Origin of the sequence: Ralstonia sp. AU12-08 (genome assembly GCF_000442475.1) — a bacterium.
GTDB lineage: Bacteria > Pseudomonadota > Gammaproteobacteria > Burkholderiales > Burkholderiaceae > Ralstonia > Ralstonia insidiosa.
Window position 1 is genome coordinate 15,271 of sequence record NZ_ASZV01000042.1, and the last position, 12,710, is coordinate 27,980.

The window sequence follows — 12,710 nt, forward strand, 5'->3', positions numbered from 1 at the left end:
ACAACGCGGCGCTTACATCTTCTGCTTGACATCGTCGGCGGCGTTTTCCAGCTTCTGGCCGCCATTCTGGATGTCCTTACCGGCACCCGCCATGGTGTTGCAGCCGGCCAGGAAGATGCACGTCAACGCAATTGCAGCACACAGGGTCTTCATGAAACGCTCCTTGTGGGGGTCGAAAGCAATGTGGGCGATGTTCGGTTTCGCAGCATGGCGGCCGCTGGCGGGCAGGTCTCAGGCGTGCGGATGGTGCACGGTCTGCTGACGGGGGCGTGCCACGCCGGCACGTTCTTCGATGACCTCGAACACCTTGTCGAGTTCGAGCGACTTGTCGAAGAAGTAGTTGGCGCCAGCTTCAAAGCAGCGCTGCCGGTAGGTCGGCACCTGCGCGTGATTGGTGTAGACGATACGCACGCTGGGCGATGCTTGATCGCGCAACGTCTGGAGGACTTTGAAACCATTCCCCTGGCGCAATTGCAGATCGACGATCACGACATCGTAATGGCCTTGCGCCAGTTGGCGCAGCGCCAAATCTTCCGTGTCGGCCCATTCGACAACCGCGACGAAAGCGGATGCCTTGAGGTACTCCAGCACCATGCCGCGAAGCACAGGGGAGTCCTCGATGAGGAGGACGCGCAATCCACGGGCGGAGAGGGTAACAGCTTGATCCAGCATGCGTTGATGGTAGCCAGCGGGCCGCCCGGGTGGTATCAGGCGTTGTCCTACATGCCAACAGGATTTCTGGCCGGTTAGCCCTTTGGGCGGGCCGTGTTGCCTTGGTTTTCCATCCGGTGAAGCGTCACTCCACCAGGCCGTTCTTGATGGCGTAATAGGTCAGGTCGGCATTGGACTTCATGCCCATCTTTTCCAGAATGCGGGTGCGGTAGGTACTGACCGTCTTGACGCTCAAAAACAGCTCTTCCGCGATGATCGACACCGATTGCCCGCGCGCGAGCTTGCAGAAGATCTGGAATTCGCGCTTGGACAGCGTCTGGTGCAAGGGCTGGTCTGTCGGCTTTTCCAGGCCGCCGATCAGCAGTTCGGCGACGGTCGGGCTCACATAGCGGCGGCCCTGCGACACGGTGCGGATGGCCTTGACGAGCTCATCCGGCGCACTTTCCTTGGTCAGATAGCCTGAAGCACCGGCGCGGATCAGGTTGATCGCGTACTGGTCTTCCGGAAAGGTGGACAGGATCAGCACAGGCAGATCCGGATGGCGTTGGCGTGCCAGCTTGAGCGTATCGATGCCGTTGCGGTCGGGCATGGAGATGTCGAGTACGACCACGTCGAAGGCGCCGGTGCGGAGTTGCTCCATCACCTCTTCCCCGCTCGCTGCTTCCCCTGCAACTTCGATGTCCCGCTCTTCAGACAAAAACTGCCGAAGGCCGGCGCGGACGATTTCATGGTCGTCCGCAATCAGGACGCGAATCATGCTGCTCCTCGTGGACGGCACGCCCAGCAGATGCCGGTGCGCGCGCTGCGCTTGTTGGTTCGATGCGACAGCAATTGTATCGGACTGTGGCGTGAAACCGGAGTCGCCTGCGTGTTCGATTCGCCTCGCCGGTTCCGGCGGTTTTCTCTGGGCTTCCATCGGCGCCTACGAGTGTGATCGAGTCGCAACATGCAGGGGGCGCTCAGAAAAAAGAAAACGGGGCGGTGGTATCCGCCCCGTGATGGCCACTGCGTACTGACGCCAGGTTTGGAGCCCGGCGCCCGTCCGGCTGGCTTACTTGCTCTGCGCTGCCGCGCCGGCGTTCACGCTGGCGTTGACGCTGGTGCTGCCGGTAGCGTCTGCCTTGGCAGCCTTCACTGTCTTGTGGGCCGACTTTTCAGCCTTGCCGACCGACTCGCCGACCTTGTCTGCAGTCTTGTCCACGCCGGCTTCAGCCTTGGCCTTGTGCTCGTGTGCAGCCTTGGCGCCGTGTTCGGCCTTGGTGGTCAGTTGGTGCTTGGCGGCGTCGGTGTCGAGCTTGGCACCGGCATCGGCCTTGAGACCCGTGCCGACATTGGCTTGCGCCGGTTGGGCAGCAGCAGGAGCGACGGCTGCCGTGCCGTTGGCTTGCACGCCAACATTGGCCGACGGGGTTTGTGCGTTGGCGTAAGCCGAAGCAGCAGCGATAGCGATGGCGGACAGGGAGATCAGCAGCTTGTTCATGGAGAGACTCCTTTTGTTCTCTGAACGGCCACGCGAGGGATTCGTCGCGGCATCGCTCTGTGTGTTGAGCGAATGGGTTCAGTGTATGGAGCCCTTCCGGTTACGACTGTTAGGGGGTGTAAGCCTTTGTAATGAAAGCATCACCCCTCTTGAAATGCCTGCAAAGCCAATGCTGGCAAGGCTTCACAGTCGTAAGACATGGCGAACGATTCGCCATGTTCTAAACGTCTTGTCACAGATTAGAGATTCGGCGCGAGGGCGCGCTCCACAAACAGGCGGTCTTCACCGCTGCGGGCGACCATATCGTCCACCTGATCCTGGCCGATCTTGCCCAGCGTGAAGTACGTGCTCTCCGGGTGCGACAGATAGAAGCCCGACACGGAGGCGGCTGGCGTCATCGCCAGCGCTTCGGTCAGGTCCATGCCGATCTCCTGCGCGTCGAGCACGCGGAACATGTCGCGCTTGACGGTGTGTTCCGGGCAGGCCGGGTAGCCGGGTGCGGGGCGGATGCCCTTGTATTCCTCGCGGATGAGCGCGTCGTTGTCGAGCGTTTCTTCCGGCGCGTAGCCCCACAGGTCGCGGCGCACGCGGGCGTGCAGGCATTCGGCAAAGGCTTCGGCAAAGCGGTCGGCCAGGGCCTTGAGCATGATTGCGCTGTAGTCGTCGTGATCAGCTTCAAAAGCGGCTTCACGCTTTTGGACCCCGATGCCGCCGGTGACCGCAAACAGGCCGATGTAGTCGGCAATGCCGGTGCTCTTGGGCGCGATGAAGTCCGCCAGGCAGCGGTTCGGGCGCATCACGCCGTCAATGATTGGGCGCTCGCTCTGCTGGCGGATGTTGCGCCAGGTAAGCGCGACTTCCGAGCGCGATTCGTCGGTGTAGATCTCGATGTCGTCGTCGTTGACGGTGTTGGCGGGCAGCAGCGCGATCACGCCGTTGGCCGTGAGCCAGCGCCCGGCGATCAGGCGCGCGAGCATGCTCTTGCCATCCGAGAACACCTTGCGGGCCGATTCACCGACGATCTCGTCGTTGAGGATGTCGGGGAATTTGCCGGCCAGGTCCCACGTCTGGAAGAACGGGCCCCAGTCGATGTACTGCGCGAGCTCGTTCAGGTCGTAGTTCTTGAACACGCGGCGGCCGATGAACTTGGGCTTGGGCGGCGTGTAGTTCGACCAGTCGATCTTCGTCTTGTTGGCGCGCGCCGCAGCCAGCGACACCATCGGCTGCGCCTTCTTGTTAGCGTGCTGGGTGCGGATGCGGTCGTAATCCGCATGCAGCTCTTCGACGTAGCGCGCGGCGCCTTCGTCCGACAGCAGGCTCGACGCCACGCTCACCGAGCGCGAGGCGTCCGGCACGTAGACCACGGGGCCTTCGTAATTCGGGGCGATCTTCACGGCGGTGTGCACGCGGCTCGTGGTCGCGCCGCCGATCAGCAGCGGAATCTTCTTCACGCGGAAGTAGTCATCGCGCTGCATCTCCGAGGCCACGTAGGCCATCTCTTCGAGCGACGGCGTGATCAGGCCCGACAGGCCGATGATGTCCGCGCCTTCCACCTTCGCCTTCGCCAGAATCTCGTTGCACGGGACCATCACGCCCATGTTCACGACTTCAAAGTTGTTGCACTGGAGCACGACCGTGACGATGTTCTTGCCGATGTCGTGCACATCGCCCTTGACCGTGGCGATGACGATCTTGCCGCGCGAGCGTACGTCGCCGCCGGCCGCGGCAATTTGGCGCTTCTCTTCTTCGATAAACGGAATCAGATGGGCCACGGCCTGCTTCATCACGCGGGCCGACTTCACCACCTGCGGCAGGAACATCTTCCCGGCGCCGAACAGGTCGCCGACGATGTTCATGCCGTCCATCAGCGGGCCCTCGATCACCTGGATCGGACGGCCACCGGCGGCAAAGATTTTCGCGCGGACTTCTTCGGTGTCTTCGACCACGAAGTCGGTGATGCCGTGCACGAGCGCGTGGGCGAGGCGCTTTTCCACCGGTTCCTGGCGCCAGGCGAGGTTCTCTTCGCGCTTGGTGCCGCCGCCCTTGTAGCGGTCGGCAATTTCCAGCAGGCGGTCGGTCGCATCCGGACGGCGGTTGAGCACCACGTCTTCCACGCGGTCGCGCAGTTCGGCGTCGAGGTTCTCGTACACGCCCAACTGGCCCGCGTTGACGATGCCCATGTCCATGCCCGCCTGAATCGCGTAGTACAGGAACACGGTGTGGATCGCCTCGCGTACCACGTCGTTGCCACGGAACGAGAACGACACGTTCGATACGCCGCCGCTCACCTTCGCGTATGGCAGGTTCTGCTTGATCCAGCGCGTTGCTTCAATGAAGTCGACCGCGTAGTTGTTGTGTTCCTCGATACCGGTGGCGACCGCGAAGATGTTCGGATCGAAGATGATGTCTTCCGGCGCAAAGCCGACTTTTTCGACCAGGAAGTCGTAGCTGCGTTTGCAGATCTCGGTCTTGCGCTGGTACGTGTCAGCCTGGCCCTTCTCATCGAAGGCCATCACCACGGCGGCGGCGCCGTAGCGTTTGATCAGCTTGGCGTGGTGCGCGAACTGTTCCTCGCCTTCCTTGAGCGAGATCGAGTTGACGATCGCCTTGCCCTGCACGCACTTCAGACCCGCCTCGATCACGTCCCACTTGGACGAGTCGATCATGATTGGCACGCGCGCAATGTCGGGCTCCGAGGCGATCAGATTCAGGAAGCGCACCATCGCCGCCTTGGAATCGAGCATCGCCTCGTCCATGTTGATGTCGATGACCTGCGCGCCGTTCTCGACCTGCTGGCGCGCCACGGCCAGCGCCTCGTCGAACTGGCTGTTCAGGATCATGCGCGCGAACGCCTTGGACCCGGTGACGTTGGTGCGCTCGCCGACGTTGACGAACAGCGTGCTCTCACCGATGTTGAACGGTTCGAGGCCAGAGAGGCGCATGGGGTGGTCGGTCATGATGGTGCGGGAGTTCGGTCAGGCGGGGGCGTGTTCGCCCAGCTTCAACAGGTTGCCGTGCGGGTCGATCACGTAGAGCTCTTTCATGCCCCACGAGCGCACCGCCGGCGGCGCGAGATCAAGCCCGCGCGCGGTGAATTCTTCAAACAGCGCCTGCGTGTTCGGCACACGCAGGTAGCACGAGGTGTTCTCGGCAATGCGGCGGTCGTCGCACGGCCAGAAATGGATTTCGGCGCCATCGCGCTGCACGATCAGGTAGTCCTCGACCAGCAGCGCCTGCGTAAAGCCGAGCCGCTCCGTGTAGAAGCGGGCCGACTCCTGCAGGTCCAGCGAGGCCAGGACGGGGATCGTGCTGTCGATGCGCGCGGTCATTGCGAACCTCAGGCGGCGTCTTTGTACTGGCCCGGCCAGCCGCGCGGCTTGCGATTGGCGACGCGGTCCGCAATCGCCTTGATGTGTTCGGGCGTGGTGCCGCAGCAGCCGCCCACCAGGTTCACCAGGCCAGCGGCGGCAAATTCGTCGACCAGGCTGGAGGTGACGTCGGGCGTTTCATCGAAGCCCGTGTCGCTCATCGGGTTGGGCAGGCCGGCATTCGGGTAGCACGACACGGCAACGTCGCAAATCTTCGCCAGCTCAGCAATGTACGGACGCATCAGGGCGGCGCCCAGCGCGCAGTTCAGACCGAAGGTGATCGGCTTGGCGTGGCGCAGGCTGTTCCAGAACGCTTCCACCGTCTGGCCCGAGAGAATGCGGCCGGACGCGTCGGTGACGGTGCCGGAGATCATCACCGGCACGCGCTCGCCGGTGTCTTCAAACAGCTGGTCGATGGCGAAGAGTGCCGCCTTGGCGTTGAGCGTGTCGAAGATCGTCTCGACCAAAAACACGTCCGCGCCGCCTTCGAGCAGCGCCTTGCCCTGTTCGTAGTACGCGTCGCGCAGTTGGTCAAAGCTCACGTTGCGCGCGCCCGGGTCGTTCACGTCGGGCGAGATGCTGGCGGTCTTGGGCGTCGGGCCGAAGGCGCCAGCCACGAAGCGTGGGCGCTCGGGCGTGCTGTACTTGTCGCAGGCTTCGCGCGCGATGCGGGCGGCCACGACATTCATCTCGTAGGCCAGGTCCGCCATCTTGTAGTCTTCCTGCGCGATGGTGGTCGCGCCGAAGGTGTTGGTTTCGATCAGGTCCGCACCGGCGGCCAGGTATTGCTCGTGAATCTCGCGGATGACCTCGGGGCGCGTCAGCAGCAGCAGCTCGTTGTTGCCCTTCACGTCGATCGGGTGATTGGCGAACCGCTCGCCGCGGTATTGCGCCTCATTCAGCTTGTAGCGCTGGATCATGGTGCCCATTGCGCCGTCCAGGATCAGGATGCGCTCGCGCAGCAGCGCGGGCAGGTTGGCGGCACGGGTGTAGGGCAGGGGCGCGGTCATGGGGAGACTCCGAGGTGCAGCGGCCGGTCAGATATTCAAAATTTGCGGCCAAAGGCGAATTTTACCAGTCGCATCAATGACTTGCCGCCGTTGTGGGCAATCGCGCTCCTATAATCCACATTACGCCATTTGCCCCGCCCTGATAGCCGCCATGCAACTGCTCGATCCCACCGACGCCCACGCCTTTCTGCAACGTACGCCCGCAGCGCTGTTCATCGACTGCCGCAGCGAAATGGAACATCTGTTTGTCGGCCATCCGGTCGGCTCGCACCATGTTTCGTGGAACGACGGTCCGCACTGGGAGGTGAATCCGGAGTTCGTGCCGACCGTGCGCAAGCTTTCCGGACACGGTACCGATCGCCCGATCGTGCTGATCTGCCGCAGCGGCAATCGCTCGTCGGCAGCGGCGCATGCGCTGGAGGAGGCGGGGTTCCGCGATGTCCGTGTCGTTCGTCACGGGTTTGAGGGCGATCTGGATGGCACGCGCCATCGCAACACGCTCAATGGCTGGCGCCACGCAGGCATGCCGTGGGAGCAGTGCTAGGCCGCAGTTAGCCGGACGCTATCAATGCGATAGTTGCCTTACACATGAAAAAACGCCCGGCGGCACCATGCTCCGGGCGTTTTTCTTGTTCGTTGGGCGGGCGCGGTTAGCGCAGTTGGATAACCTCGCCGCCACCTCGATGCACGCTGTTTAGTGCATCGTCACCGGCTGCGTCATCACCGAGTCGAACTTGCCGAGAAAGTCGTCGACTTCTTCTGCGGTTGGTTCACTGGCGATCAGGCGTTTCACATCTTCACGGAAATGCTCGGCAAGCTCGCCGCCGAGGAAGATTTCACGCTTGAGGTTCTTGTCGACGATTTCGTAGCCGCCTGCGGCAAGCATGGCGTGTTGGCCGTCTACACCGAACTCGACAACACAGTAGTTGTCGCTGTTGTAGATCATTTGCATGGTGCACCTCCGAGGCGTCAATCGTCTTGCTGTTGTGGGGACTGCTCTACTGCTGCACCGGGTAGATGGGGCTCGCGATCCTGACTTCAAGGGCCGATCATTTCCCGCGTTCCAGATCGTGGTTTGCCCCATCTACTCCTTGGGCCTAATCATTGGTCATAAAGTTCGCGAACGCGAGGCGGAATGTGTGACGTGCGTTGTTATCGCGTAACAAGACCTTTCCATGTCTGCATCGAAAGGCGCAAGCCGTTGTCCGCCATTCGGCGGGTAGACGACGGGCGGTGTGCGTGGCGCCTGCAACTACCGGCAGGGCAAACATCCGTCAGGGCGTTTCACACTGGCTGCCGCAGCCTGCGTGTCCGAGGAATTCATCCAGATCGGTGAGAAAGGCCTCGTCCTGTTCGATGGGGGCGAGATGGGCTGCGCGTGGCATCACTTTCAAGCGCGCGTTCGGAATGCGCGAAGCCATCTCGCGTGCCACTTCCACGGGAGCGCCGGCATCTTCTTCACCCGTCATGACAAGTGTGGGACAGGCAATGCGTGCGAGCCCGCTGCGCGTGTCGAGTGCCTTGATGGCGAGGCAGGCGCCAACGTAGCCGTGCGGCGGCGTGGCACGCAGCAGGGTGCGGATGCGCTCGGCCACATCGGGATGCGCTTCACGGTAGGGCGCGGTCAGCCAGCGTTGCAGCGTGGGTTCGACGATGCCAGCCATGCCGTGCGCCTCGACCTGGCCGATGCGTTCGTCCCACATCGCATGCGCTGTCACCGGTGTGACACACACGGTGTCACACAGCGTGAGTGAGAGCAGCCGCTCCGGATGCCGCACGCCCATGAGCTGCGCGACCATGCCGCCCATCGACAGCCCGATGAAGTGCACCTGCTGAATCGAAAGTGCGTCAAGCAGGCCGGCCGCATCGTCGGCCATCTGGAACAGCGTGTAGGCGCCATGCGGAGCGGTGGTCTTGCCGTGCCCGCGCGCGTCGTAGCGCAGCACGCGGTGGCGCGCGGCAAGGTGCTGGGTGATGCCGTCCCACAGTTGGTGGTCAACGCCCAGCGCGTGCGCAAGCATGACCCAGGGGCCATCGACACCGTCGATGCGGTAGTGGATGTCGATGCCGTTGGCGTGCACGGTGCCGGAGCTGGAGACCGCGTTGGCGCTCATGGTTGGCCTCCTTCCTGGGATTGATAGACGAGCTCGAACTGCATGCCGTTGGGCTCGGTCTGGCGCAGGCGCACGGGCAGCCAGCCGCGCTCGGCAGACAGCCAGATTTCGACGCGCCGCTGATCGCCCTCGCGACGCGGCAGCCGCACGAAGTGCTGTGCACGGATCGCGCCCTCGGGTGTGTCGATGGTGTCTTCGCCCGCGCGCTGCACGCGCGCAACTTCCACGCTGTCGGTATCGGCGATGGGGATTTCCAGTGTCAGGCCCGGGCTGATGAAGCGCTCGGGGTTGCTGCGCGCCAGCCCCGTCAGTTGCAGGAACACGCTGAAGCGATCTTGCGTGCCCATCGGCAGCGGCAGCACATTGGGTGTGCGCGTGAATGTGATGGTGGGGGCGCCCGCTGTGCCGGACGCCGGTGCCGCCTCGGCGTAGTGGAAGGTCGTCACGTCGGGTTGTCGGCGCCCGCGCACTTCTTCGTACCGTGCCGGGGTCAGGCCATATGTATCGATCGTGCCATTGCTGCGGAAGGTCAGGGACCCGAAGAACAGCGGCAGCGGAATGTCGACCGATAGCGTGTAAGTTTTGCCGTCCGTGGTCCAGCGGATCACACCATCTTCATTGCGCACACCGTTGACGTAGGTGGCGTAGTGCAGGGTGGCCGAGGGCGGCGGAGAGAAGCTCGCTTCGGATGCGGCCGGCGCGCTGCCTTGTCCACCCTCGCCACTCAGGTCGCGGACCATGCCGGTGTCGGCAGAGGCGCCTGCGGCGGCCCCCATCGGGATGTCAGCATCTTCTGGGGCCGGCACTGCTGCCGGCGCAGGCTGGGGCGGTGCCGAGCGCGGCTTGGGCGGCGTGGGTTTCGGCTGCGCCTTGGCGGCGGGTGGTGTTGGCGGCTTGACGGGTTCCGGCTGCAGCAGCAAGGTCGGAATGATCTGTTCCGGTTCCGGCGGCCACGCCATCTGGTGGCTGTGGGCGATCCACACGACGGCAATGCCGTGTGCCACCAGCACGGCCAGTGCGATCAGCCCCCAGCGGCGCCAGTGGCGTGCGCGCACGGCCGTTCGGTCTTCAGGGCTGCGAGGCAAGGGGGGCAACGTATCCAAGGTCGGCGGAAAGCTGTTGTGCGGCCTGCCGCAAGCGCCGCTCCAGCGGACTGCTCCACGTGGTGTCGAAGGTGCTCTGTGCGCCCAGGGCGATCAGTACGAGACACAACTGGCCGTTGGCGTCGAACACCGGCAGCGACATCGCGTTGATACCCGGCAGCACACCGCCGTGGATGCGCGAGGCGCCGTGCGCGCGCACGTCCGCGCACAGGGCGTCGTAGGCCTCAAGTGTGCGCGGCAGTTCGGGGTTGTCGTCCACGCTGTTGTCATGCTTGGCGGCGGCGCGTTCCAGCTCGCGCTGGATGAAGGGCAGCGTCTGCGCGCGTGGCAGGTAGGCGCCGAACACGCGGCCCGTGGCCGAGTTGAGCATCGGCATCACATCGCCCAGGCGCAGGCTGACCGTGACGGGGTGGCTGGCCTCTTCCCAGTGCACGATGACCGGGCCCAGGTTGCCCCACACGGCCAGGCCGATGGTGTGGTCGATCTCGTCGCGCAGCGCGGCAGCAGCGGGGCGGGCGCGGCGCATCGGGTCTTGCCGGTTCAGGCTCACCAGGCCCATTTCCAGCGCAAAGGGCCCGAGGTCGTAGCGGCCCTCGGGTGTTTGCGTGACCAGCCCGAGGCGCGCGAAGCTCACCAGATAGCGGTGGGCCTTGGCCGGGTTCATCGGCGCGGCGCGCGCGAGGTCGCGCAGCATCATCGGACCATTGGTGTGCGTGAGCACGTCTAGCAGCCGGAAGCCGACCTCGATGGACTGGATGCCCGAGCGCGCAGGCAACTCGTCGGATATGAGGTCGGACGCGATGTCGCCGTCAACATCGGTCTCCAGGTCGAGATCAGCGTCGGTGGGCAGCGTGGACATGGGGCAGGTGCGGTGGATCGGTTCGGCCCAGTTTAGCCGATGCAAGGTGTACCATCCGCGCAGCCTTTCTCTGCACACGACGCCCATGAAACTCGCCACCCTCAAGGATGGCTCGCGCGACGGCCAACTGGCCGTGGTCTCGCGCGACCTGAAGACCGCACACTACGCCACGCACATCGCCGGGACGCTGCAACGCGTGCTCGACGACTGGGTCTTCTATGCACCGCAACTGCAGGAACTGTACGAGCAGCTCAACGCCGGCCGTGCCCGGCATCCGTTTGCGTTTAACGCGGCCAATTGCATGGCGCCGCTGCCGCGCGCCTACCAGTGGGCGGACGGCTCGGCCTATGTGAACCACGTGGAACTGGTGCGCAAAGCCCGTGGCGCCGAGATGCCCCCCGAGTTCTGGACCGACCCGCTGATGTACCAGGGCGGCTCCGATGACCTGGCTGGCGCGCATGACCCCATCGTCTGCCGTAGCGAGGCCTTCGGCATCGACTTCGAGGCCGAGGTGGCCGTCATCACCGGCGACGTGCCGATGGGCACCGAGGCCGCCGCTGCCGCCGAGAGCATCCGGCTGATCGTGCTTGCCAATGACGTATCGCTGCGCAACCTGATTCCGGCGGAACTCGCCAAGGGTTTCGGCTTCTTCCAGAGCAAGCCGGCGACGGCGTTCTCGCCCGTGGCCGTTACGCCCGACGAGCTGGGCGATGCCTGGCGTGAGCGCAAGGTCCATCTGCCGATGACGGTGCGCTGGAACAACAAGAAGGTCGGCCAGCCCGAGTGCGGCACCGACATGGTGTTCGACTTCGGCCAGCTGATCGCGCATATCTGCAAGACGCGCAACGTGCGTGCGGGCAGCATCGTCGGATCGGGCACCATCTCCAACGTGGACCGCAGCAAGGGGTACGCCTGCATCGCTGAGAAACGCATGCTGGAAACCATCGAATCCGGCGCGCCCATTACAGAGTTCATGCGCTATGGCGATACGGTAAAGATCGAGATGTTCGACGCCAACGGCGTATCGATTTTCGGGGCGATCGACCAGGAAGTCGTCGCGCCCGGCACGCAGAACTGAGCATTACGCTGATTCAGGTGCAGCCTTTGCACGGCGCCCGCGCTTGGGTTGCGCAGCACCGGCCGTCATGGCCTGACCGTGGTAGCCCAGGCGCAGCGACAGCGCCCGTCCGGCCTCGCGCAATAGCCGTGAGGCTGGCCCCTCCAGGGTGGCATCGAACACGCTGGACAACCCCAGCGCGGTGATGGCTCCCGCCAGTTTGCCTTGTGCATCCAGCACCGGCACGGCCACCGAGTCGATCCCGTTGATGAGCGTGCCGGCGATGCGCGCCACGCCTTCGTGCCGCACCGTCTGCCAGCGTGCGCGGCAGTTCAGCCAATCGGTCAGGCCGGCCTTGCCGGCGCCGGGGCCGCGCAGCTCGCGGTCGATGAGCGAAACGATCTGGATTTCGGGCATCCAGGCGGCGCACGCCTGGCCCGTCGCCGAGTTCAGCAGCGGCATGGCCGAGCCGACGCGCACGTTGACCGTCACCGGCCGCCCGCCGTCTTCCCAGCGCACGATGACCGGGCCGCGCTCGGTCCAGATCGAGAGGAACACGCTCTCGTTCAGCCGCTCGGCCAGCTTGGGCAGCATGTTGCTGCCTTCGCGCACGAAGTCCACGTCCGACAGCGCCGACAGCCCCACCTGCAGTGCCTGCGCCCCCAGCCGGTAGCGTGCCGAGGCCGGGTCCTGCTCGACAAAGCCCATGCGCTCCAATGACACCAGATAGCGATGCACCTTGGCACGCGGCATGCCGAGCTGCCGGCCCAGCTCGGAGACGGCGTGTGCGCCGCCCGTGCGCGCCATCTCCGAGAGCACCGTCAGCGCGATTTCGGCGGACTGGATGCCGGCGCTGGTGCGCTCGGGGGGCGCATGTTCGTCCAGCGGTTCCGCGGGCAGTTCGTCGGGGGATTCGCCAATCGGCAGGGTGTCTTCAGGAAGCATCTTGAAGTCTCGGGTGTCGCTTTATAAGATACGCGTTACGTAAAAAGATACAACCAGCGCGGCGGCCCTGCGCGCTGGAAAAGACACCGAGAACCCCGGAGA

General features: G+C 64.3%; 14 protein-coding genes. 2 read left to right on the forward strand and 12 right to left on the reverse strand.

Features of this window, described 5'->3' with window-relative positions; translation table 11 throughout:
* Positions 1 to 12 precede the first annotated feature (12 nt).
* The 7 genes from C404_RS49515 to C404_RS49545 all read right to left on the reverse strand — a co-directional run bounded on the left by C404_RS49515 (position 13) and on the right by C404_RS49545 (position 6,530).
* Positions 13 to 153 carry an entericidin A/B family lipoprotein gene (locus tag C404_RS49515; RefSeq protein ID WP_021196250.1) on the reverse strand — a complete coding sequence of 47 codons (141 nt, stop codon included), beginning with the start codon at positions 151 to 153 and terminating at the stop codon, positions 13 to 15.
* A 78-nt stretch (positions 154 to 231) separates the two neighbouring features.
* Positions 232 to 672 carry a response regulator gene (locus C404_RS49520; RefSeq protein WP_031329778.1) on the reverse strand — a complete coding sequence of 147 codons (441 nt, stop codon included), beginning with the start codon at positions 670 to 672 and terminating at the stop codon, positions 232 to 234.
* Between the two features lie 124 nt (positions 673 to 796).
* Positions 797 to 1,429 (reverse strand): response regulator, encoded by a 633-nt coding sequence (locus tag C404_RS49525; protein WP_009277190.1) that lies wholly within the window; start codon positions 1,427 to 1,429, stop codon positions 797 to 799.
* A 294-nt stretch (positions 1,430 to 1,723) separates the two neighbouring features.
* Entirely contained in the window at positions 1,724 to 2,152 is a 429-nt protein-coding gene (locus C404_RS49530) for a hypothetical protein (RefSeq protein ID WP_021196252.1), read from the reverse strand.
* Positions 2,153 to 2,391: 239 nt separating this feature from the next.
* On the reverse strand, positions 2,392 to 5,109 hold the full coding sequence (gene metH, locus C404_RS49535) for a methionine synthase (RefSeq protein ID WP_021196253.1): 2,718 nt from the start codon (positions 5,107 to 5,109) through the stop codon (positions 2,392 to 2,394).
* Between the two features lie 18 nt (positions 5,110 to 5,127).
* Entirely contained in the window at positions 5,128 to 5,481 is a 354-nt protein-coding gene (locus C404_RS49540; protein WP_021196254.1) for a bleomycin resistance protein, read from the reverse strand.
* An 8-nt stretch (positions 5,482 to 5,489) separates the two neighbouring features.
* On the reverse strand, positions 5,490 to 6,530 hold the full coding sequence (locus C404_RS49545) for a homocysteine S-methyltransferase family protein (protein WP_021196255.1): 1,041 nt from the start codon (positions 6,528 to 6,530) through the stop codon (positions 5,490 to 5,492).
* Positions 6,531 to 6,681: 151 nt separating this feature from the next.
* Between C404_RS49545 and C404_RS49550 the strand changes: the two genes are divergently transcribed.
* On the forward strand, positions 6,682 to 7,074 hold the full coding sequence (locus C404_RS49550; RefSeq protein ID WP_021196256.1) for a rhodanese-like domain-containing protein: 393 nt from the start codon (positions 6,682 to 6,684) through the stop codon (positions 7,072 to 7,074).
* Between the two features lie 150 nt (positions 7,075 to 7,224).
* On the opposite strand, the gene C404_RS49555 is transcribed toward C404_RS49550, so the two are convergent.
* From C404_RS49555 to C404_RS49570, 4 genes are all read right to left on the reverse strand, one after another.
* Complete coding sequence (locus C404_RS49555) at positions 7,225 to 7,482, reverse strand: BTH_I0359 family protein (RefSeq protein ID WP_021196257.1); 258 nt, start codon at positions 7,480 to 7,482, stop codon at positions 7,225 to 7,227.
* 322 nt (positions 7,483 to 7,804) lie between these two features.
* Entirely contained in the window at positions 7,805 to 8,644 is an 840-nt protein-coding gene (locus tag C404_RS49560; RefSeq protein WP_021196258.1) for an alpha/beta fold hydrolase, read from the reverse strand.
* Entirely contained in the window at positions 8,641 to 9,747 is a 1,107-nt protein-coding gene (locus C404_RS49565; RefSeq protein WP_031329781.1) for a DUF3108 domain-containing protein, read from the reverse strand. Before C404_RS49565 ends, C404_RS49560 begins: the two co-directional genes overlap by 4 nt.
* A complete protein-coding gene (locus tag C404_RS49570) occupies positions 9,713 to 10,606 on the reverse strand; it encodes an IclR family transcriptional regulator (protein ID WP_021196260.1) in 894 nt (297 codons plus the stop codon). The genes C404_RS49565 and C404_RS49570 overlap by 35 nt, the downstream gene beginning before the upstream one ends.
* An 85-nt stretch (positions 10,607 to 10,691) precedes the next feature.
* Between C404_RS49570 and C404_RS49575 the strand changes: the two genes are divergently transcribed.
* Positions 10,692 to 11,684, forward strand: a complete 993-nt coding sequence (locus tag C404_RS49575; RefSeq protein WP_031329783.1) for a fumarylacetoacetate hydrolase family protein — start codon at positions 10,692 to 10,694, stop codon at positions 11,682 to 11,684.
* Positions 11,685 to 11,687: 3 nt separating this feature from the next.
* On the opposite strand, the gene C404_RS49580 is transcribed toward C404_RS49575, so the two are convergent.
* Complete coding sequence (locus C404_RS49580) at positions 11,688 to 12,608, reverse strand: IclR family transcriptional regulator (RefSeq protein ID WP_021196262.1); 921 nt, start codon at positions 12,606 to 12,608, stop codon at positions 11,688 to 11,690.
* Between the last annotated feature and the right edge of the window lie 102 nt (positions 12,609 to 12,710).

Bases quoted from the DNA above. Each gene is read 5' to 3' on its own strand.
- C404_RS49515 (WP_021196250.1), bottom strand. From the start codon at position 153: ATGAAGACCCTGTGTGCTGCAATTGCGTTGACGTGCATCTTCCTGGCC.
- C404_RS49520 (WP_031329778.1), bottom strand. From the start codon at position 672: ATGCTGGATCAAGCTGTTACCCTCTCCGCCCGTGGATTGCGCGTCCTC.
- C404_RS49525 (WP_009277190.1), bottom strand. From the start codon at position 1,429: ATGATTCGCGTCCTGATTGCGGACGACCATGAAATCGTCCGCGCCGGC.
- C404_RS49530 (WP_021196252.1), bottom strand. From the start codon at position 2,152: ATGAACAAGCTGCTGATCTCCCTGTCCGCCATCGCTATCGCTGCTGCT.
- metH (WP_021196253.1), bottom strand. From the start codon at position 5,109: ATGACCGACCACCCCATGCGCCTCTCTGGCCTCGAACCGTTCAACATC.
- C404_RS49540 (WP_021196254.1), bottom strand. From the start codon at position 5,481: ATGACCGCGCGCATCGACAGCACGATCCCCGTCCTGGCCTCGCTGGAC.
- C404_RS49545 (WP_021196255.1), bottom strand. From the start codon at position 6,530: ATGACCGCGCCCCTGCCCTACACCCGTGCCGCCAACCTGCCCGCGCTG.
- C404_RS49550 (WP_021196256.1), top strand. From the start codon at position 6,682: ATGCAACTGCTCGATCCCACCGACGCCCACGCCTTTCTGCAACGTACG.
- C404_RS49555 (WP_021196257.1), bottom strand. From the start codon at position 7,482: ATGCAAATGATCTACAACAGCGACAACTACTGTGTTGTCGAGTTCGGT.
- C404_RS49560 (WP_021196258.1), bottom strand. From the start codon at position 8,644: ATGAGCGCCAACGCGGTCTCCAGCTCCGGCACCGTGCACGCCAACGGC.
- C404_RS49570 (WP_021196260.1), bottom strand. From the start codon at position 10,606: ATGTCCACGCTGCCCACCGACGCTGATCTCGACCTGGAGACCGATGTT.
- C404_RS49575 (WP_031329783.1), top strand. From the start codon at position 10,692: ATGAAACTCGCCACCCTCAAGGATGGCTCGCGCGACGGCCAACTGGCC.
- C404_RS49580 (WP_021196262.1), bottom strand. From the start codon at position 12,608: ATGCTTCCTGAAGACACCCTGCCGATTGGCGAATCCCCCGACGAACTG.